The following is a 20035-nucleotide window of genomic DNA, read 5'->3' as shown; positions in this document are numbered from 1 at the left end:
GTATGAGCACACAAAAATCAGTACCAGAGTTCGACGGGTCAGTGAACCGGGTCATCGAGGGAGCGTTCTTCCCAATGTCACCGGCTGCGACACTCCGAGAATCCATCTTCTCGGAGATTCTCGCTGGGGTACTCGGTGCATCACCAGAGACGGACGACCTCGAAGATCTCGAAGAAGAGGTTCGTTCGCTTGAGGCTATGGATGGAGATAACGCCGCGAACGTGGCCTGGGACGTGTTCGAGGAATCGTACACGACGACTGGGGAACGCGGCGCACGGGGCAAGAAGGCTAAACGGTATGTCCTTCCGTTTCATCCACAGATCGCCAAGTCGATCAAGCCCAAGGAGACGCGTAACTGGGGCAAGTGGTATCGGATGCTCATGAGTACGGGATCGCCTCCGAACTTCAATCGAGAGCTCCACGAGGAATTCGTCGAACGGCTCGAACAGATGGAGCCGTCCAATCTCTTCGAACAGATCTTCGTGGACGCTGCAGCCGCCCTGGAACCCCCCGAGGCAGAACGCGAAGAGCCAGCCCCGATTCGTCCGTATGTGGTAACGTGTGCGGAGAACTTCCAGTCGGACCTCCGTACCTGGCTCGAAGACGATTACGACTCTTCGACGAACTGGTTGCAGTCCACGAAGGACCTCTTTTGCTTCCACTTCATGATGTACTACCTTCAGCTCTCGATCAATCTCCGAGAGGAGTTTGCTGCCGTCTCAGAGGGTCCTCCGTACGACTACGAACCCCGAATGCAGGAGATCTACTTTGGTCTCTGGGACGAGAGTGCAACCCACGACAGACGCTTCTCGAAAGAGTGGCGTGAGCGTGACGACGAAGGCCTCGAACGGTTCGTGTACGACTCGTGGGGTCGTCTCGCCGTCCTCAGGTTCATCAACGACATAGCGGCCGAGGCAACGCCTCAAGGCGAGGAGCAGCGCTACCACCTCAGTGAAGCGATGCGAGAACTTCCCCAGTCGGTTCGGCGGGATTGCGTCGACGAGATCGACGCGTTCGTCGAGAACGACAGTTATCGCGGTCTCGATCTACCGTCTGCGAGTACGCGACTCGTCAGAGCGGTCAACGACTACTACAGTTCGCGTTCGGAGTCAAATCAAACCCCTATCAGCATGGGCATTAATGTCATCAGACAACTCGGTGAGGGACAGGATCGACGATACTACCGAACACAGCGAAGTGTCGGGCCGACGCTCCGACTGAATCGGAGTGCACTCCGGTTTTTCGCCCGGCTCTTCGCCAAGAGCCACGACGAACACCACTACGACCAGTTTATTCAGTACCTGCAACGCCGAGGTGTGTCTCTCGATTCACAATCCGAGGCGCTCGCACTGGAAGAACTAGACGAAATGGGACTCATTGACCGCCAGAGTGACAGCGGGGAGGCTGTGTATGTCCGATCGATTTGAGACGCGCCTGGCTGCATGGCTCCACGAGCACCTCGACGCCAATCCGCCGAAAGAGGGCCAGAAGCTCCTCGCAGAGTTCCACGACCCAGAGACTGCGGATGCGTTCGCAGAGGGGCTCGTCGAACTCGCTGACGACGACCACTATCCGATCCCTGGAACTGACGATACTCTCCCGGCGATCGAAACCGTAGATGGGATGCCACTCTTCGTCGCCAGGGTCCACAGTGACACTGTGGCGGACCCGGCTCCACACGACATCGTTCAGGGGTTCGCGACCAAGATGCGAAACATCGTCTCGGACTCGGCACAGAGCGAGCAGCCCCTGTCGATCTTGATGGTGCTCGAGACCGACACCACGATCGATACGCTCGAGGCGTCCGATAACCTGTTCGGTGAAGGTGGCTCACTGGACCTCGAACAGTTCCGAAAGAGCGTTCTCGACCCAGAGACGTGCAAGACCAAGCAGGGACAGGCCTTGCTCGAAGCGCTCAATTCGGTTCTCGAGGCGAACTCGATCTACGCTGAGGACGTCGAGGTACTCGACACCCTCTGTGAGATCCGTGACGAAATCGAAGCACAGAACGCCGAGCGACTTCCTGAACTCATCGCTGACCTGCCGGAGTTCATCCGGGAAGATTACATCGGTGAGGACTGGTTCACACAGAACGCCTCGAAAGCAGACCTTGTGGACTCCGCCGAGGAGTTCCTCGCGGACAATCGTGACCACGCGAGACAGCTTCGCCGGGCACACCGTACCGGCACGGATACCGAATCCAAGCTCCGAGGGCAGTACGAACAAGAGTTCGTCAACAAGGTTATAGACAGTGCATCCTGGAAAGACGTCTCGCACACGGATGCCGAGAAGAACGAACAAAAACGGACCAGTCGCCAGTTCCAGAATCTGGAGGTAGGTGCGGACCTAAGCAGGATATTCAGCCCGATGGGCGAAAACCGGACCCGGAAGGCAGTCGTCGCCGTCCCAAAGAACGGAGAGATCAAGCTCACTGCCGAATTCAGTGCTGACCTCGAAGACACCCCGTTCGAGTTCGTAGGTCCTGACGAAGCTGAAGTCGGCCAGGCCTCTGTCAGCAAGTACAAGAGCCAACTCACCGCGAAACTCACCTCGCTTTCACCCAAAGAACCACTCTACGGTCGATTGCTGATGTACGTCGGCAAGAAGACCACGGGTGGAAAGCCAACCCACGAGTTCGATCTGGCGGTCGTTCCCCGATGGTTCTTCCAGGCGACCAGCGACACACCGTTCGACGTCGACGTCGACAGGGAAACCGTCGTGCGTCAGGGAGACGATGAGATCCATCTACACCCGCCAGAGCGCATCGACTTCGACTTCTCCGAAGAACGCGAGATAATCGAAATCTCGGGTGATGACACGCCATCGATCGAGTTCAACGGTCCGATAATCCTCGATCCGTCTCCCCCCGAGGCGGTCGAACGGGTGAGCTGCCTGGTCGCTCCCGCAACGGAGATCCCGATGAAGATCACGTTCCTCACCGAGGTCTCGACTGCCGAGACCGAGGAGATGACGTTCCCGTTGATGCTCGCGGCGATCGCCGAAGCAGGACGCTGGGGAACGGATACCCTTCGTCTCCCAGAGTCGATCTCGATAGACACCGACAGGGGTGAGATCCACATGCCGTCAGAAGAGGGAATCCGACTCGAAGAGACGCCCCTCGAGGTCATACAGATCGAGGAGACGGTCATAGACGATAGGTCACCACAACAACGTCTGGTCGACGCCGAAGAACTCAGGGCCGGGAGACCTAGCGAACAGAGCAATCTCGACGAGTTCCCGTCCTTGACAGAGGCCTACGACCGCCTGTTCGAACACTTCGACGAGCGTGGGCGGACGCCGTCGACCGATTCCTGGGACGAAGCAACTGTGCAGCTGGTTGAGAACGTCCTCGACCAGTACCAGCAGGCGGTCAACGAAATCGGCGAACAGCCAGATTTCAGTCAACACGAACCACTGCGAGGACTCGGGACGATCCGGTCTGAAGTCGCACAGAAAGTCTGGCTCACGCCGTTCCACCCGGTCATGCTCGCCTATGGACTTCGTATCGCTACGTGGCGTGACGAGACGCTCGTCCCACAGAACGCGACTGCTGGATTCCGTACAGAACGGTTCGTGGAAAAGTTCAATCCGACTGGACTGCTCCCGTACGTCGTCTCTGGAGACGGCGACAAGACGCTGCTGCGTGGACTGCTGTACGAATCGAACCCACTCTGGGGCGTCTACTCCCCTGTCGAGTCGCCCGGGTCCGTAACCCCGGCGTACATGGAACGGGTCATCCGCGACAAACTCGACTCCTTCATGCAGTCGTTCCCGCTCCTCTTCGAGCTTCACGAGAGCCGGAACTTCGTCATCAACCTGATCAATATGGGCGACCTCCGCCCAGTGATCAAAGGCCTGTACGAGTTCTTCAAACGGGTGGAAAAGAGCGACTTCGACCCGCCACAGGTCCTGCTCCGTATCTATGGTGGACCTGCAGAGGGGGAAGCGCTCGACCGGTTCTTCGGGGACAGCTCCCAGTCCCGATTACGCGCCCAACTTGAACAGAAGAACGACGAGATCGTCGACCGACTCCGGTCGAATCTGACGTATGTCCGGCAGGGAGACTACGTCGAGCACACACACAAGGAGGCGCACATGACGTTCTTCCGTGGCCTCCTCGCAGAAGATGCCGGAATCACGCAAGTCGGTGATCTCCCCTCTGGGATGCTCCTTGACGGGTTGCTCCCACGTGAGGCGATTGACGTCCAGACGAAACCGTCGGGAACCGTCTACTCCGTTGGGTATGGCTGTGATAGCACCGACACCGGAACGGCCGCACGTGTCTCAAGACTCGCGAACACGCTCGAAGCGGGTGCCTCGAACAACGGCTACCTCGATAACCACGTACTCAAGAAGACGATTCAGTCGTCACACCGTGCGGACCTCAAGACGCTCTGGGACGACTCGCTGTGGGTCGTCCACATCCAGCCGAACGTCGGCCTGGAGTTCTACATCGAGTCCGAGAACGAGATCGGGTCGGACGACGGGATGGTCATGATCCACTACAACGACCAGTACGACTCGTCCTCACCGAACTACGACGCGATCACGTCCACGACGAAACACAACCCGTACCTTACGGCGCTCTCACGAGCGCTCACAGAGGCAAACCTGGCGGATCACCTGCCACCCGAGAAGGTTCTCTCGACGCTCATAGCGATCGACGGCGAACTCGCACTCGAACTGCAGCGTGCAGAGACCAAGGAAATCGTCGAAAAAACGGGATTCGTCGGTGGACTCGCACTGAGCAAACAGCTCCTCGAAACGAGTACAGAGGGATATGCGTGGATCCCGCTCAGTCTCAACGAACTGTCGCGCCACGACCGGTCGCGCCGGGGTGGAACCCCAGGACTTCTCCAGTACAACGACAGCGGGGCAGCCAGCGACGATCTCTGTCTGGTCGGCATCCCGGAAGACCTCTCGTCGAACTCGGTGAAACTGTGGATCGTCGAGACGAAGGGAGGGTCGTCGTCACTCAAGAAAGGCCGGGAACAGGTGACCGGTGCTCTGGAGAACCTGCGAGGGATCTTCCAGCCGGAGACGAATTACAGTGATGCGCCACTCGTCCACGCCGAATTCGGCAAGGCAGTCGTTGACGTGGCACGGCGCATGCAGAGTTACGACGTCCTCGATTCGGTCGAAATGGACGTCGTCGACGCCAACCAGATTCGACTCACCGAAGGCGAGTTCGACATCGAGTTCCTCACCGACGCGAAAGGACACGTCGGAGAAGTCATCCGAGTCCAACAGGACACGTTCAAATCGGATGTCAAGCTTGACCACCAGGTTCGGACGCTCAACGTCCCGCTCAAAAGTCTGAACCTGCTCGGTGCCTCGTCGATCGAATCAGTGCTGCCCGACCTGAACGTCTCACATCTCGCGTTCGATCTCGCCAGTGGTTCACTGGACAGCCAGCGAAAGCCAGCTGGACAGTCGGTCGAAGCAGATCCAGCTGTGTCCAACGGTGCCCACACAGAGGAAACTGAGGTTGGACAGCCGACAGACAACACAGAGACCGAATCACCAACCGCCTCGGTCGAGGCTGAGAAGTCGGTGGAAGACGCGGACTCGACTGAGGAATGGGCCTGGGTAGACGAAGACGACGAACTGGAAAGCGGTCACACTACTCCCCACAGGGAACGGGAGGAGCCGGTGACTGAGGAGACACCCGAACCACAGGGGACGGAGGCCGAAGAAGACGATAGACACGACGATTTCGAAGACGATGAGTACGCGGAGAAGGCCGAAGACGTAGCCTCTGTGGGAGCGGAAGACGTTCCTGACGACGGTGACGAGTCCGAACTGACGGACGACCTATCCACGGGCTCCAGTTCTGACCGGTCCGGATCGAATGCTGGCCGAACCGGTCACCAGTCGATGCAGAGTGTCCTGTCCAAAATGACGAAGAGTCAGGAGACCGAAGCGAAGATCGACCGGAGCAAACTCGTCGACAAACTCAAGCGAGAGTTCGAGTCACTCGGTGTCCAGATCCACCCACCTAACCCGGCGAGTATCTCTGTCGGCCCGCGCAAGATCGGGGTCGACGTCCATCCCAAAGAGGGGCAGACCGTCGAAGGCATTCTACAGAAACTCAACTCCCTGAGTGTTCACATCCAGGCCCACGGAGATATCATCGGTGCACCGAACCCGTCGAAGGGTGCGGTCAGACTCGAGATCCCACACGACGAACCCACGTCAATCTACCTGCGAGATGGAATCGAAGCGCTTCAGGACGAACTCACAGAGCCTGTGACCGTGCCTCTCGGTGTCGATGTCGAGAACGAACACCATGCGCTTCCGATGCTCCGAGAGAAACACGCCCTCGTCGGTGGCGCGACCGGGTCTGGGAAATCGAACTTCCTGAGTACCATCGTGTCCAGTCTCGCGATCACACAAGATCCGTCCGCCCTCAAGATGAGCATCCTTGACCCCAAGGGCGTCGACTTCGGCCGCTTCGCTTCCTTGCCTCACGTACAGAACGGAACCTACCTCGACACGCCCGAGGAGTGTACCCAGTATCTCATGCAGATGCTTGACGACGAACTCCCGAGGCGGAAAGAACGGCTGCAAGAGACTGGGTTTACCTCTGTCAGTGAATTGAACGAGTACGCCGACGAGATGGGTCACGACCCGATGCCGTATCACGTGATCATCATCGACGAGTACGCTGACCTGATCATGTCCCTCGGTGATAACGAGAGTGCGTTCGAGGACGCAGTCACCCGTCTCGCCCAGGTCGGCCGAGCTCATGGTATCGTGATGTTCCTTGCGACCCAACGCCCGTCCGCGGACATCGTCTCGGGGAAAATTAAGGCGAACTTCCCCTGCCGGATCAGTTTCCGACTGCCGTCCAACACGGACTCGCGCGTCATCCTCGATGAACCCGGGGCTGAGGACCTGCACGGTGCCGGTGACATGATCGTCCACACGCAAGAAGACAAGTACCGTTTGCAAGGCTACCGTCTCGATCCACGAGATGCGATTGCGGTCAAGGAGGTACTCGGCGAGTAGGCTCGTAACGCCTCTAAAAAATTCTTGCAAAATTCACTATCAAGCACGTTTTGTGGGAACACCTGTGGCGGAGTCTGCTGGTCGAACACTTGTGAGAACGTCGGCCACTTGGCACTCTATGACACTCGTTTTTTGATTCGCAACACTCTTTAGGTCTCGTGGTTTACCTTGGAATGCGTTCCAAGTTCCATGGGGTAGTGGCCAATCCTGTTGCCTTCTGGGGGCAACGACCCAGGTTCGAATCCTGGTGGAACTACTTCTGTTCCACGTTTCAACTCGACACGAGCTGTCGCGCCATCCTGCGGTTTCCAGTCGAAACGAAGGGGTTCATCCGTTACCAACACCCCTATTTTGATTCACTCCGTAGCATCTCGCACATGAAACGACGGGCGTTCCTCTCCGGTGTCGGCCTCTCGATGACAGCACTCGCTGGCTGTGTCGGTGGTCTCACCGGGTCCGGCGGCACGCAGAGTAGCGGCACGTCACCCGAGGGCTACGAGACGATTACGGTCGAGGGCGAGCAGATCGCCCTGGTCCCCGTCGACGAGACGCATCAGTGGCACCAGAACGAGGAGGCGACGTTCGTGGACGCGCGTGGCTCCTCGGCGTACAACCAGGGGCACATCACGAAAGCGATGAGTAGCCCCGTCCAGACGCCCATCGAGGCAGAGGCGATCGAGGGTGTCTCGAAGGACACGCGAATCGTGTCGTACTGTGGATGCCCCCATCACCTGTCGTCGCTCCGGGCGGCGGAGCTACAGAAGGCGGGCTACACGAACGTGTACGTCATCGACGAGGGCTTCTACGAGTGGGTGGAGCGCGGCTACCCGGTGACCGGCTCGTCCGCCAAGAAGGAGTTCGAGATCCGCGGACAGACGGACTCGTCGTACGCTGGCGAGATGGTCATGCTCTGGTTGCAGGCCGACGGCGAGACACAGCCACTGGAGGCAGCGCCCATCCAGGAGGACGGGTCGTACGCCATCACGGTCCACTTCAGTGGCGTCACCGCGGATTCGGTCGTGTCGCTGGAGGCTCCGGACTACCAGCTGGAGACGACCCTCGGGGCGTTGACCGAGCAGGTCGTCACGGCGCGAGTCGCTTCCAAGACGGCATAGGCGTCTCCCGGCGGTCTGGTTCCCGCTTCTCCGTCTATGGCGTGTGTTCTCGAGTGGTAGCGGTGTTCGGTGGTCGCGACAGTCTCGTCGCGTGGGATTCTGGCGCTGGTTCTGTCGCGAGTGGATACGGTGTGCGGTCCTCGGTCTGGAGAGGCTGTCATTCTGGGCTCGCCTCTGGGTGGTTCGGACCGACCCCAGCTGTGGCTCGTCGGAGCGCAACTGCCGACTAGAATCGATGGAGTGAGACGACCCGTTCCGATTCTCCCGCAGCGCAGACAGTCCGTATGCCCCGTCCGGTTCCGACACTCCCGGTGGGGAGCGGTGCCTTTGCCAAGCTACTTGAGCGAGCAGGGTTTACAGAGCCCATGTGTTTTTCATCAGCTATTGAGCCCTGGGTCGTTCTCCCGGGGCAGGTCTTCGACCTGGGTGGGTTGTGAACCCGAGCAGTGTCGACTCGCTCGTCGACCTAACCTACGGCCTGTTGATCGCGGTCTCGGTCGGATTGATAGTCGTCGCTGGGAACGCCATCGGGCTGGCGTTCGGATTCGGCGTGTTGGTCTCGTACGTCCTCCACGTCGTCTGGAAGATGGCCCGTTTCGACCCGAACTGGATGACGACGGCGGTCAAGGAGACCGTCGAAGAGACTGTCAACGAGACGGTCGAAGAGACGGTGGAGAAGACGGTTGGAGACACTGTCGAGAAGACCGTCGATGAGAAGGTCGGCGAGACGGTGGAGAAGACGGTCGGGGAAACCGTCGAAGAGACGGTCGGCGAGACGGTGGAGAAGACGGTCGGGGAAACCGTCGAGAAGACGGTCGACGAGAAGGTCGGCGAGACGGTCGAAGCGAAAGTTGGGGAAACCGTTGAGGAGACGGTGGAGAAGACGGTCGGAGAGACCGTCGAGGAGAAAGTTGGGGAAACCGTTGAGGAGACGGTGGAGAAGACGGTTGGAGAGACCGTCGAGGAGAAAGTTGGGGAAACCGTTGAGGAGACGGTGGAGAAGACGGTCGGAGAGACCGTCGAGGAGAAAGTTGGAGAGACCGTCGAAGAGAAAGTCGGTGAGACAGTGGAGAAGACGGTCGGGGAAACTGTCGAAGAGAAGGTAGGCGAGACGGTGGAGAAGACGGTTGGAGAGACCGTCGAGGAGACAGTCGGAGAAACCGTCGAGAAAACTGTCGAGGAGAAAGTTGGGGAGACGGTGGAGAAAACTGTTGAGGAGAAGGTCGGGGAAACCGTCGAGAAGACGGTCGAAGAGAAGGTCGGCGAGACGGTGGAGAAAACCCTGGAAGAAAAGGTTGCAGACGAGAGCACAGCGGACGACGAGGGTGAGGACCGATGAGCAGTTTGCTCCTCGTCGCTGGCGTCATCGTCGCGATGTTCGTCGCCTACAACATCGGTGGGTCGACCACGGGCCCGGCGTTCGGGCCGGCCGTCGGCGCTGATGCCGTCTCCAAGCCCGTTGCCGCGGGGCTGATGGGCGTGTTCTTCTTCATCGGAGCCTGGACGCTCGGTCGGAACGTCGTGACGAAACTCGGGACTGAACTGGTCGTCGACACCGGTATCTTCACGCCCGAATCGTCCATCGCGGTGCTGTTTTTCATCGGAATCGCCCTGCTGGTCGGGAACGTCTTTGGCGTGCCAGCCTCGACCTCGATGACGGCCGTGGGCGCAATCGCCGGCCTCGGGCTGGCGGGTGGCGTACTGGACATCGCCGTGATGGGACAGATCGTCATCTGGTGGGTCGTCTCTCCCATCATCGGCTTCTGGGTCTCGCTGGTCATCGGCCGGTACTTCTACGCCCGGCTGAACGAGATGGTCGCGATGGAGCGCAGCACGGGGCCGTTGTTCGACGTCGACCGGTCGGGCCTCGTCCCCATCCCGCGGGTCCACCGGACGACCAATCGCCGGGAGCTGGCCGGGACGTTCACGGTCGTCGCCATCGGCTGTCTGATGGCCTTCTCCTCGGGCACCTCGAACATCGCTAACGCCGTTGCACCGCTGGTCGGCAGTGGCGAACTGGCGATGAACCCGGCCATCGCCTTCGGTGGTATCGCCGTCACAATCGGGGCGTTCACCATCGCTCGACGGACCCTGGAGACGATGGGCAGTGACATCACGGAGCTCCCCCTCACTGCGGCCATCGTGGTCGCGGGGGTCTCCTCGACGCTGGTCGTCTTTCTCTCGGCACTCGGTATCCCCGCGAGTTTCGTCATCATCGCAACGATGTCCATCGTCGGGCTGGGCTGGGGTCGGGCGACCCGACCGATGACGGCTCCTGACGTCGTCGCCGGCGACGGAGGAGTACCGGTCAGAGTCGACGCGCTGGCGGCCGACACGGAGGGCGAGAAACTCCCACCCATCGGCGAGGAGGACGCCGAAGACCTCCCCAGCCCGGGGGCGCTGTTCAACCCCGTGACGACCGCCCGGGTCGTCCTGATGCAGAACGTGGTACCGGCCATCGCGACGCTCGGTTCCTATCTCACGTTCCGGTTCATCCCGATATTCGGGTTCTGAGCCGCCTCTGCCCGCGTCACTGCGGTCGCCCCGGATGACGACCATCACTGGCATCGTTCGAACCGACGGAATACTCGTGGTATCTATCGTACGAGCATGAATTCTGGTGGGACAGGTCGTGAAGCTGGCAGTGCTGTTTCGGCTGTGAACGGGCGAGTGAGCCCGGTCCACGAACGGAAGCTGGGGGCCGTGGTTGCTGGTCAGGGTCCGGCACCGGGACAGCCAGGGACCGGCCTGAGGCTTTCTGGGACGCGCACTACTCCACGGCGGTGACCGTGGCGGCGACGCCACCACCCGGCCGGAGCGTCGGCGTCGCCCGCAGGTCGTCGAGGCCGTTCTCGGGGACGTCCACGTCGAACTCCTTCGCGATGCGCGCCAGCACGAGCCGCGCACCCGTGAGCGAGAACTGCCGGCCGATGCAGGCGTGGGGGCCGCTGGAGAACGGGAAGTACGCGGGGACGGACTGTGGCGAGCGGTCGAGCCAGCGGTCCGGGTCGAAGGTGTGTGGGTCGTCGAAGTACCGCTTGTCGCGGTGGACCGACCACTGGGGCATGATGACGGCGGCCCCTTCAGGAATGTGGTAGCCACCGAGTTCGACGTCCCTGGACGCACGCCGGAACACCGCCCAGGCGGCGGGGTACAGCCGGAGCACCTCGGTGAACACCCGGCCGGTGTACTCGAGGTCCTCGACGTGTTCGTGTCGCGGTTCGTCGTCGCCGAGCACCGCCTCGGCCTCCTCGCGGACGCGCTCGCGGGCTTCGGGATGCCACGCCAGCAGGCTCTGGGCGTAGGTCAGGCTCAGCGCGGTCGTCTCGTGGCCGGCGATGAGGAAGGTGGCCACCTCGTCGCGGATCTGGTTCTCCGGGAAGTCGACCTCGGGATTCGACTCGGCCCGGATGAGCAGCGAGAGCATGTCCTTCGACTCCGGGTTCTCCCCGGCAGCCATCGACTCGCGGCGGCGTTCGATGAGTTCTTCCGAGAGTTCGCGGATGCCAGTTGCGGCCGCCTTGAACTCGGGCGAGGTCCGGGTCGGCACCCACGCGGGCAATATGGCGCTGAGGCCGAACTCGAACTCGTCGCCGGCGACCTGCATCCACTCGGAGAACTGCTCGGCGCGCTGGAGGCCGATGTCCTCCCCGAGCAGTATCTCGGAGGCGACCCGGACCGTCAGCGCCGTCATGTCGAAGTGGAGGTTCGTCTCGAAGCTGTCCGCGTCGGTGCTCGCCAGCCGATTGCGCCACTCCCCACAGAGGGCTTCGACGCGCTCGCCGACGGTGTCGGCGTAGGCACGCACCTGCTGGCCCGCGAACGCGTTGCTCACGATGTTCCGTTGCTGTCGCCAGAGGTCGCCTTCGCTCTGGACGAGGCCCTGCTCGGCGATGAGCGAGGCGGGTTTCTGGGCGGGGACGCGACTGAACTCGTCGGGTCGCGAGAGCGCGTCGTGGATGAGGGCGGGGTTCGTCACCTGGACGATGGGCGGTCTGCCCGGGATGGGAATCCCGACGATGTCGGGGAAACGTGCCTGCATCCCCTCGATGAAGCGGAACGTGTCCGTGCCGAACCGGGCCGCGTTGATGACGCCGGCGTCCGGTGGCTTCGGCAGCGACTGTGACATGTAGAAATATACGCTTGTATCTGTATGGAGGTTGCGGACCCGGTAGTCCCCCGCTGTGGGACCCGCGCCACGGGCACCGAGCCACCTGATAGTTCACGCCCACCCACACTTTTTGACGCGGGAGGACCATTGTCAACAATATGCAATCCACTGCTGTTCCGAGACGTCCCGGCGTCCCGTCCGGCCGCAGTCACCTCACCGAGACACGCGCCCGAGGTGAGCCCTGATGTACGTCCTCGCGTTCGACCGCGACTGGACCGTCGACGTGAACCCGCATCCCCACGAGGAGGCGGTTCCCCTCGAGTGGGTCCGGCACTGGGCACACCAGACCGACCACGAGGTCTGGGCAATCGGCAACCAGGACCTCGTCGCGGAGGCCGACATCCCCGGCACGGTCGAGGCGATCAGACGTCGCGACGGCGACATCTCGGCGCTCGGCGAGCAGGACGAGCGCGGGCGCTACGAGTGGTGGCCGGTCCGAGAACGACGACTGGAGATACTCGCGGAGCTGTTCCCCGACGCCGAGGGGTACGTCGTCGTGGACGACCTCGAGCTCTCGCACGTCGACGGCTGGGACCACTACCATTCCTGGGAGTTCATGCCCGCGATTCGCGCGGGCGAGCTCCCGCTCGACACGCCGGACGACGCCGGCGACCAGCCCGAGTCGCTCCTGTCGGACGCCCAGGACGACCCCACAGCGGTCTCGCTCTCGGCTGCCCGGCGAGCCCTCGACGCCGCCCGAGAGTCCAGGGACCGAGACCGGATGGTCGAAGCGCTGAAACTGGCGCTCTGGCTGGTCGAGAACCGCGGTGACGCGGTCGAACCGCTCGTGGAGCCGACGCTCGACCTGCTGGCTCGCGAGCGGTTCCCGAGTGGGCGGGCGGTTCTTCATGCCGTCGCGACGGAGGCCGCGGACGACCCCGACCCGCTGAAACCGCACGTCTCGGACCTCGCATCGCTCGTCGCGTCGCGTCCCGTCTATCGAGAGCAGGGCAGTCGCACCCTGATGGAGGTCGCGGCGGCGGACCCGACTGCGGTGGTGGACGCCGTCCCGGCGCTGGCGACCGTCGCCGAGGAGGAAGGAGGTGGGACCCGGCGGTTCGCAGTGTACGCGCTGACGCGGGCGACGGCCGCGGAACCCGAAGCGGTGGCACCTGCGGTGGGGCCGCTGGTCGATGCGCTGCTGGCTGAGCACGAGACCGTCCGGACGAACGCCGCGACCGCACTCGGGCGGATTGCCTCGGTGGACCCCGACGCCGTCGCTGGCTATGCCGACAGTCTGGGGACGGCACTGAACGACACGAACCCCGACGTCCGGGCGAACGTCTGCGTGCTTATCGGAAAGGCCGGGGCTCCGGTGGGGTTGCAGCGACTCCGGGAACTGGCGTCGAACGATCCGGACGAGACGGTGCGAGAACAGGCAGCCTGGGCTATCGACCGCCTCTCGTAGCGGCTCACTCGACCCTGTCGGCCAGTTCGAGACAGTGGATGGCGTGGCCGGTCGTCCGGCCCAGGTCGGCGAGTACGTCGAGTTCTCGCTCGTCGAAGGCGTCCGGTCTGTCGGCGTAGACGTTCAGCAGGCCGTAACAGGTGTCCTCGTGCAGGATGGGAATCGAGGCGACCGACTCGAAGCCGCGCTTTCCGGCCTCCTCTCGCCACGGTTCGAACGTCGGGTCCTCGTTGACGTTCTGCATCGCCTGGGGTTCGTGGAGCCGGGCGGCTCGCCCGCCGGGTCCCTGCCCGGTCGGGGTTTCGTCGGTCGTAACGATGATGGCGTCGAGGTAGCCCGCCTCGATACCGGCCCAGGCTGTCGGGAGGATCTCGACCTCGTCGGTCACTCGTCCGATCCACGCGAACAGGTAGGGCTCGGAGTCGGCGAGCGTCGTACAGACGGACTGTTCGACCTCCTCACGGGTGGTTGCCGCGATGACGCCCGCCGACGTCTCCCGAATCGTCCGGTTGATGCGGTTCAGTTCCGCGAGGGCACGTTCGTGCTCGTGTCGGACCGTCGCGTCCCGGACCGCGACGACGACCTCGACGTGGCCGTCGACCGACATCGGACTGAGTGTCACGTCGATTGGGAACTCCGTGTCGTCACGGCGTCGTCCCACGAGGTCGTAGTCAGCGCCGAGAACGCGACGGGACGGTGACTCGACGTACTCCTGGTGGTAGGTGTCGTACGTCTCGCGGAACTGTTCGGGAATCAACACCTCGACCGGTTCGCCGGCCAGGTCCGAGCGGTCGTAGCCGAAGAGCGACTCGGCCTGTTCGTTGACCCGCCGTATCGCGCCCTCGGCATCGACGATGACGATGGCGTCGGGAGACGCTTCCAGGTAGTTCTCGGCCCGTTTTTCCGACCGGTGACCCCGGACGGCGTTCTGGATGCGGTTGGCCAGGACGGTGTACTGGTCGGCCCCCCGTGACTTCTGGAGGTAGTCGGTCACGCCCCTGGAGATGGCTTCGCTGGCGATCTCCTCGCTGCCTTTCCCGGTGAACAGCACGAACGGGAGCTCGCCGTACTCGGCACGGACGGCGTCGAGGAACGCGAGGCCGTCCCGTCCGGGCATCTGGTAGTCGCTCACGATGCAGTCGACTGGAGCCGAGGCGAGGTGGTCGAGGGCGTCGTCGACGCTCGTGGCCGCGGTCGTGACGATGCGGTCGCTCTCCTGTTCCAGGAAGGTCGACGTCAGCTCGACGAGGTCGGGTTCGTCGTCGACACAGAGCACGTGGATGCGACGGCTCTGGTCAACTGACTGCTCCGCTCCTCGGTCTCCGTCCGCACTCATCTCTATCGGACGTAGGGCGTGTGAAAGCAAGAGGTTGCCCCAAAGCAGCCCCCGGCCGCGGTCGTTCGTTTTCTGTCGGCGATTCCGCGACCCTGGGCGGTTCCGGGTGACGCTGTGCCGCCCGCGACGCGCTCAGAACAGCCCGCTCACGGTGCCGTCGTCGTCGACCGCGATGTCGGTCGCGGCGGGGTCGGCGGGCAGGCCGGGCATGGTCAGCACGTTCCCGGTCAGGGCCACGACGAACCCGGCACCCGCGGAGGGATAGAGCTCACGGACCGTGAGGTTCCAGCCGTGGGGGACGCCGACCCGCCCGGCGTCGTCGGAGAGCGAGGCGGGGGTCTTCGAGATACACACCGGCAGGTCGTCCAGTCCCAGGGACTCGATGTGTTCCAGGTCGCTCCTGGCAGCCGGGGTGAACTCCACGCCGTCGGCCCCGTACACCTGCGTGGCCACCGCCCGGATCTTCTCGTCGAGCGGGGCGTCCAGTGGGTAGGTCGGCTGGAGGTCGGCCTCGCCCGAGTCGGCGGCGGTTTTCACCAGCCGGGCCAGGTCGAGCCCACCCTCGCCGCCGTTCTGGTAGACGGTCGAGACCGCGGCCGGGACCTCCCGGGCCTCGCAGTGCGCCAGGACCGCCGAAATCTCCTCGTCGGTGTCGCCCGGGAACCGGTTGACCGCGACGACGACCGGCAGCCCCATCGCCCGGAGGTTGTCGACGTGGTGGTCGAGGTTCGGGAAGCCGGCGCGAAGTGCGTCGATGGAGTCCGCGTCGTCGACCGTCGCGGAGCCGTGTTTCTTCAGCGCCTCGACCGTGGCGACGACCACCGTCGCGTCGGGGGCTACTCCTTCGCGCGAGACGATGTCGACGAACTTCTCCGCGCCCAGATCCGCACCGAAGCCAGCCTCGGTGACGAGGTAGTCCGCCAGTCGGAGGCCGAGGTGGTCCGCCAGGACGGAGTTCGTCCCGGTCGCGATGTTGGCGAAGGGACCGCCGTGGACGAACGCCGGGGTGCCCTCGATGGTCTGGACGAGGTTCGGGCGCAGGGCGTCCTTCAGGAGCGCGGTGACCGCGCCGACGGCGTCGAGGTCGGCGACGGTGACGGGGTCGCCGTCGGTGTCGTAGGCGACGATGACCCGGCCGATTCTGTCCTTGAGGTCGGCGATGTCGGTGGCGAGACAGAGCACCGCCATGAGTTCGGAGGCGGCGGTGATGCAGAACGAGTCCTCCCGCGGCGGGCCGTTCGCGGTCCCGCCGAGGCCGACGACGGTCTCGCGTAATGCCCGGTCGTTCACGTCGAGCGCCCGCCCCCAGACCACGCGGTCGGGGTCGATGTCCAGCGGATTGCCGTGATGCCGGCTCGCGTCGACCATCGCGGCGATGAGGTTGTGCGCCGACGTGACGGCGTGGATGTCGCCCGTGAAGTGGAGGTTGATCTCCTCCATCGGGAGCACCTGGCTGTAGCCGCCGCCCGCCGCACCACCTTTGATGCCGAACACCGGCCCCTGCGACGGCTCCCGGACCGCGACCGCGTTGGACGCGCCGAGCTGCCCGAGCGCCTGGCCGAGACCGACCGTCGTGACGGTCTTCCCCGCCCCGCGGCGCGTCGGCGTCATCGCCGTCACCAGTATCAGTTTCCCGTCGGCCGGCTGTTCGAGCGTCCGGCTGATGGCGTCCCAGGTCAGCTTCGCCACCTCGTTCCCCCGCGGTTCGAGGTCGTCGGCGTCGAGACCGAGGTCGCCGGCGACCGCCTCGATGGGCCGGCGCGTCGCGTTGCGCGCGATCTCGATGTCGGGCGGTACCTCTCGCTGTGTGACCGGCTCGTGACTACTCATGCGTATCTGTTGATACGTCTGCGGAGGGGTTAACCTCGATTGTTGGTTCTCACGGTCTGGTAGTGGCTCCCCCCATCGCCACGGGAAATAACTTGGTGATAGACGAATGTGGCTTCTGCTCCGAATCGGCTGTTTTCGGCCGCTGACAGCCATACAGAGCACGGAACCAGCCTCGTGCAGCTTTCAGATACATCTCGACCGCGAGCCTGGCGACCACTATCTTGGCATATGCCAAACGAGGCTCCAAGGGGGAGACGCCGCAATGACTGTGTATACAATTGATGTCGGAGACAACCCGAACTGCCCGGCGCTCGGCCTCCACCGGCGTCAGGACAACCAACAGAGAGGAACAGCACGAGACGAGCGACGAGCGGTCAGACCAGCCCAGCGAGGAGGACCTCGTCTACGACGAGCGTCACGGCGAGTGGGTCGACCCCGAGACCGGCGAGGTCGTCCGCGAGGGCGTCATCGACCGCGGCCCGGAGTGGCGCGCCTTCGACGCGAAACAGAAGGACGAGAAATCCCGCGTCGGCGCACCCACGACGAAGCTGATGCACGACGACGGGCTGTCGACCAACATCGGCTGGCAGAACAAGGACGCCTACGGGAACTCGCTCTCGGCGACCCAGCGCCAGAAGATGCAGCGCCTGCGCACCTGGAACGAGCGCTTCCGGACCCGCGACTCCAAGGAGCGCAACCTCAAGCAGGCACTCGGTGAGATCGAGCGGATGGGAAGCGCCCTCGGGCTCCCGGAGAACGTCCGCGAGACGGGAAGCGTCGTCTACCGCCGCGCACTCGAAGAGGACCTGCTCCCGGGCCGGTCCATCGAGGGCGTCGCCACGGCGTCCCTGTACGCCGCCGCCAGACAGGCCGGCGTGCCCCGCAGCCTCGACGAGGTGGGCGAGGTGTCCCGCGTCGACAAGCAGGAACTCAGCCGGACCTACCGCTACGTCGTCCGCGAACTCGGCCTGAAGGTCGAACCCGCCGACCCCGAGCAGTACCTCCCGCGGTTCCTCTCGGAACTCGACGCCGGGGCGACCGTGGAACGACCGGCCCGCAAGCTGCTCCAGGCGGCCAAGCAGGAGGGCGTCCACAGCGGCAAGAGCCCGGTCGGACTCGCTGCGGCGGCCATCTACGCCGGTGGGCTGCTCGCGAGCGAGGAACTGACCCAGGACGAGGTGAGCGAGGTGACCGACATCAGCGAGGTCACCATCCGGAACCGCTACCAGGAGCTCTTCGAGGTCGTCGGCCAGAAGCGACTCTCCAGCCTGCGAGTCGCGGATGGCGACTGAGGCGGGTCGCGTCGCAGCTAGCGAGTCGCGGTGGCGAGACACCGTGCTGTCGGCACTCGCGCTCTCGGGCGTGGTCGGGGTCGCGTGGCTGGCGGTGCCTGCCGGGCATCCGCTGCAGGCCGGCGTGGCGGTCGGCCTGATATACGCTGGTGTCATGCTCCCCACGGCGACGTATTTCTACCTTCGAGACGTGGCCCGACTGGATGGAATCCGCCGGTCGAGGGAGCGAGCGACAGGTCGGGTCCGGCTGCGACTCGCTTGCTGGGCCCGGCGCGTGCGTCGAGGGGGACTCCCGAGGCTCCCCCGGGATGTGACTGCACGCCCTGAGAACAGGTCTGTGAGCGGTCGAACCGAGTCGTTCAGCTCCCCGGAAGGATATCCCCGAGCGCGGCGCCGATGGTCATCGGCGCGAACGCGACGGTCGTCTGTGCGAACGCCAGCAGCGGAGTCGCCCAGTCGACCCGGCCCCACGCCGTCATCACGACCAGCGCCGTCACCAGGGACACCCCGATCACCCCTGCGAGTCGACGCGGGACGACGCCCAGTATCGGGTTCCGGATTCGGACGTCCTGGAAGTCGGCGACGTAGAGGATGCTGATGACGACGCCCACGGTGACGACGTAGGTGCCGGCCAGAAAGGCGGGCTGCGACGCGAGGAACGCACCGATCTCGAGCGTGCCGCCTTCGACGAACATCGGGATTCCGAACACGAGCGCGCCGAGGAGTGCCTCGGCGAGGTCAGACCTGTCGAAGCCATCCACGACCCGGCCGAACACACCCTGCTGGGAGACGAGCGCGGCCAACACCATCGCCTCGCGGAGCTGTTCACGTTCCTCCGGGTTCTCGAGTGACCCCTCGAGGCGCTCCAGTTTCGACAGTAGCTCGTCGATTGCCGGTTCGGTGGTCGACGGGGTCACCGACTCGGGACGCGTGTCGCTCCTGCTCATACCACCCGGTGCAGGCCGTTCGTAGAAAGGTCCACCCCTTCGGGTGCGGGCTGGGGACGGCTCCTCAGACCTCCGGTGCCGCCGGCTGCCGCGAGCACTGTTCGCCGATGTCCGACACCGACCGGGAGACGAAGCAGCCGATGATCCACGATTCGGCCTGCTGGAGCCGGTACTGCAGCGTCGACCGCGGAATCTCCAGTTCCTGGGCGACCTCGGCCATCGAGGTGCCACGCGGGGTCTGGTAGTAGCCCATCCTGACGGCGGTCTCGATGGCTTCACGCTGCTCGTAGGGGAGTTCGGCGAGTGTGATGGCCTCCTCCGCCCAGTAGGAGGGGCCGCCGATCTGGCGGAAGGAAAGCGAGAGTCCATCGCGCAACTCCTCGCTCAACGCCTCGTGGAGTCCCATCGCGTCGCCGTCGTCGCGCATCAGGATGCGCCACTCGTAGCGATTGTTGCGGCGCTCGGCCGCACAGAGGTAGCCCTCGCCGAGGTACATGCAGGCGAGCTGGGGGATGGAGTAGCAGTCGCCGGGGGAGGGACGGAAGGTGTAGATTGTCCGGCGCGAGGGCGCGCGTTCGAGGAACTCGTGCTCCCAGTCGGTGTGGCAGTGCCGGGAGCCGATGCACTCGTTGCAGTGCTCGGGCGCGGTGTAGAGGTCGTCGATGCGTTCGAGGGCGTCCTCGGGGCCGGCGATCCGGTCGATGCGCCACATGCTGTTGGGCGAGACGTGGCAGTTGATGGTCCGGGCGTGGGCCTCCGGGTGCTCGATGAAGACGTCCATCAGTGGGTCCGCCCCCCTGTCGTACTTGATGGTGAACGCGAACTCGCGCATGGCACAGAGTTTGGCTATCGCCAAATAAGCTCGTCGGTGTGTGAAGTACCCACAGAGAATTTGGCATATGGCAAACTGGGGGTTACCGGTCTC

At 63.6% G+C, this 20035-nt stretch carries 12 protein-coding genes and 1 tRNA gene; 8 read left to right on the top strand and 5 right to left on the bottom strand.

Features of this window, described 5'->3' with window-relative positions; translation table 11 throughout:
- The first annotated feature begins 2 nt into the window (after window positions 1-2).
- The 6 genes from dptG (at window position 3) to ACSC1S_RS16505 (ending at window position 10640) form a co-directional block, all read left to right on the top strand.
- Window positions 3-1427, top strand: coding sequence for a DNA phosphorothioation-dependent restriction protein DptG (gene dptG / locus ACSC1S_RS16530; RefSeq protein WP_435365248.1), 1425 nt, complete (start codon window positions 3-5; stop codon window positions 1425-1427).
- Window positions 1411-7011: an FtsK/SpoIIIE domain-containing protein gene (locus tag ACSC1S_RS16525; protein WP_435365247.1), complete on the top strand. Its 5601-nt coding sequence runs from the start codon at window positions 1411-1413 to the stop codon at window positions 7009-7011. The genes dptG and ACSC1S_RS16525 overlap by 17 nt, the downstream gene beginning before the upstream one ends.
- Window positions 7012-7194: 183 nt before the next feature.
- Window positions 7195-7267, top strand: a tRNA-Gln gene (locus ACSC1S_RS16520).
- A 121-nt stretch (window positions 7268-7388) separates the two neighbouring features.
- Complete coding sequence (locus tag ACSC1S_RS16515; RefSeq protein ID WP_435365246.1) at window positions 7389-8126, top strand: rhodanese-like domain-containing protein; 738 nt, start codon at window positions 7389-7391, stop codon at window positions 8124-8126.
- A gap of 433 nt (window positions 8127-8559) precedes the next feature.
- A complete protein-coding gene (locus tag ACSC1S_RS16510; RefSeq protein ID WP_435365245.1) occupies window positions 8560-9465 on the top strand; it encodes a hypothetical protein in 906 nt (301 codons plus the stop codon).
- Complete coding sequence (locus ACSC1S_RS16505) at window positions 9462-10640, top strand: inorganic phosphate transporter (RefSeq protein ID WP_435365244.1); 1179 nt, start codon at window positions 9462-9464, stop codon at window positions 10638-10640. The genes ACSC1S_RS16510 and ACSC1S_RS16505 overlap by 4 nt, the downstream gene beginning before the upstream one ends.
- 256 nt (window positions 10641-10896) lie before the next feature.
- Here ACSC1S_RS16505 and ACSC1S_RS16500 read toward each other — a convergent pair whose 3' ends face one another.
- Entirely contained in the window at window positions 10897-12255 is a 1359-nt protein-coding gene (locus tag ACSC1S_RS16500) for a cytochrome P450 (RefSeq protein ID WP_435365243.1), read from the bottom strand.
- A 226-nt stretch (window positions 12256-12481) separates the two neighbouring features.
- Here ACSC1S_RS16500 and ACSC1S_RS16495 point away from each other — a divergent pair, with 226 nt between their 5' ends.
- On the top strand, window positions 12482-13705 hold the full coding sequence (locus ACSC1S_RS16495; RefSeq protein WP_435365242.1) for a HEAT repeat domain-containing protein: 1224 nt from the start codon (window positions 12482-12484) through the stop codon (window positions 13703-13705).
- 4 nt (window positions 13706-13709) lie between these two features.
- Here ACSC1S_RS16495 and ACSC1S_RS16490 read toward each other — a convergent pair whose 3' ends face one another.
- Both ACSC1S_RS16490 and ACSC1S_RS16485 read right to left on the bottom strand, forming a co-directional pair.
- Window positions 13710-15041, bottom strand: coding sequence for a response regulator (locus ACSC1S_RS16490; RefSeq protein ID WP_435365241.1), 1332 nt, complete (start codon window positions 15039-15041; stop codon window positions 13710-13712).
- 132 nt (window positions 15042-15173) lie between these two features.
- A complete protein-coding gene (locus tag ACSC1S_RS16485) occupies window positions 15174-16871 on the bottom strand; it encodes a formate--tetrahydrofolate ligase (RefSeq protein ID WP_435365240.1) in 1698 nt (565 codons plus the stop codon).
- A gap of 281 nt (window positions 16872-17152) precedes the next feature.
- Here ACSC1S_RS16485 and ACSC1S_RS16480 point away from each other — a divergent pair, with 281 nt between their 5' ends.
- Window positions 17153-18163 (top strand): transcription initiation factor IIB, encoded by a 1011-nt coding sequence (locus tag ACSC1S_RS16480; RefSeq protein ID WP_435365239.1) that lies wholly within the window; start codon window positions 17153-17155, stop codon window positions 18161-18163.
- Window positions 18164-18522: 359 nt separating this feature from the next.
- Here the strand turns inward: ACSC1S_RS16480 and ACSC1S_RS16475 are convergent, their stop codons facing one another.
- Both ACSC1S_RS16475 and ACSC1S_RS16470 read right to left on the bottom strand, forming a co-directional pair.
- On the bottom strand, window positions 18523-19110 hold the full coding sequence (locus ACSC1S_RS16475) for a DUF2391 family protein (RefSeq protein WP_435365238.1): 588 nt from the start codon (window positions 19108-19110) through the stop codon (window positions 18523-18525).
- Window positions 19111-19174: 64 nt separating this feature from the next.
- Window positions 19175-19942, bottom strand: a complete 768-nt coding sequence (locus ACSC1S_RS16470) for a helix-turn-helix domain-containing protein (protein WP_435365237.1) — start codon at window positions 19940-19942, stop codon at window positions 19175-19177.
- Between the last annotated feature and the right edge of the window lie 93 nt (window positions 19943-20035).

Origin of the sequence: Haloarchaeobius pelagicus, from assembly GCF_051207375.1 — an archaeon.
In the GTDB taxonomy this organism is placed as follows: Archaea; Halobacteriota; Halobacteria; order Halobacteriales; family Natrialbaceae; genus Haloarchaeobius.
This window is presented reverse-complemented; position numbering and strand designations above follow the sequence as displayed.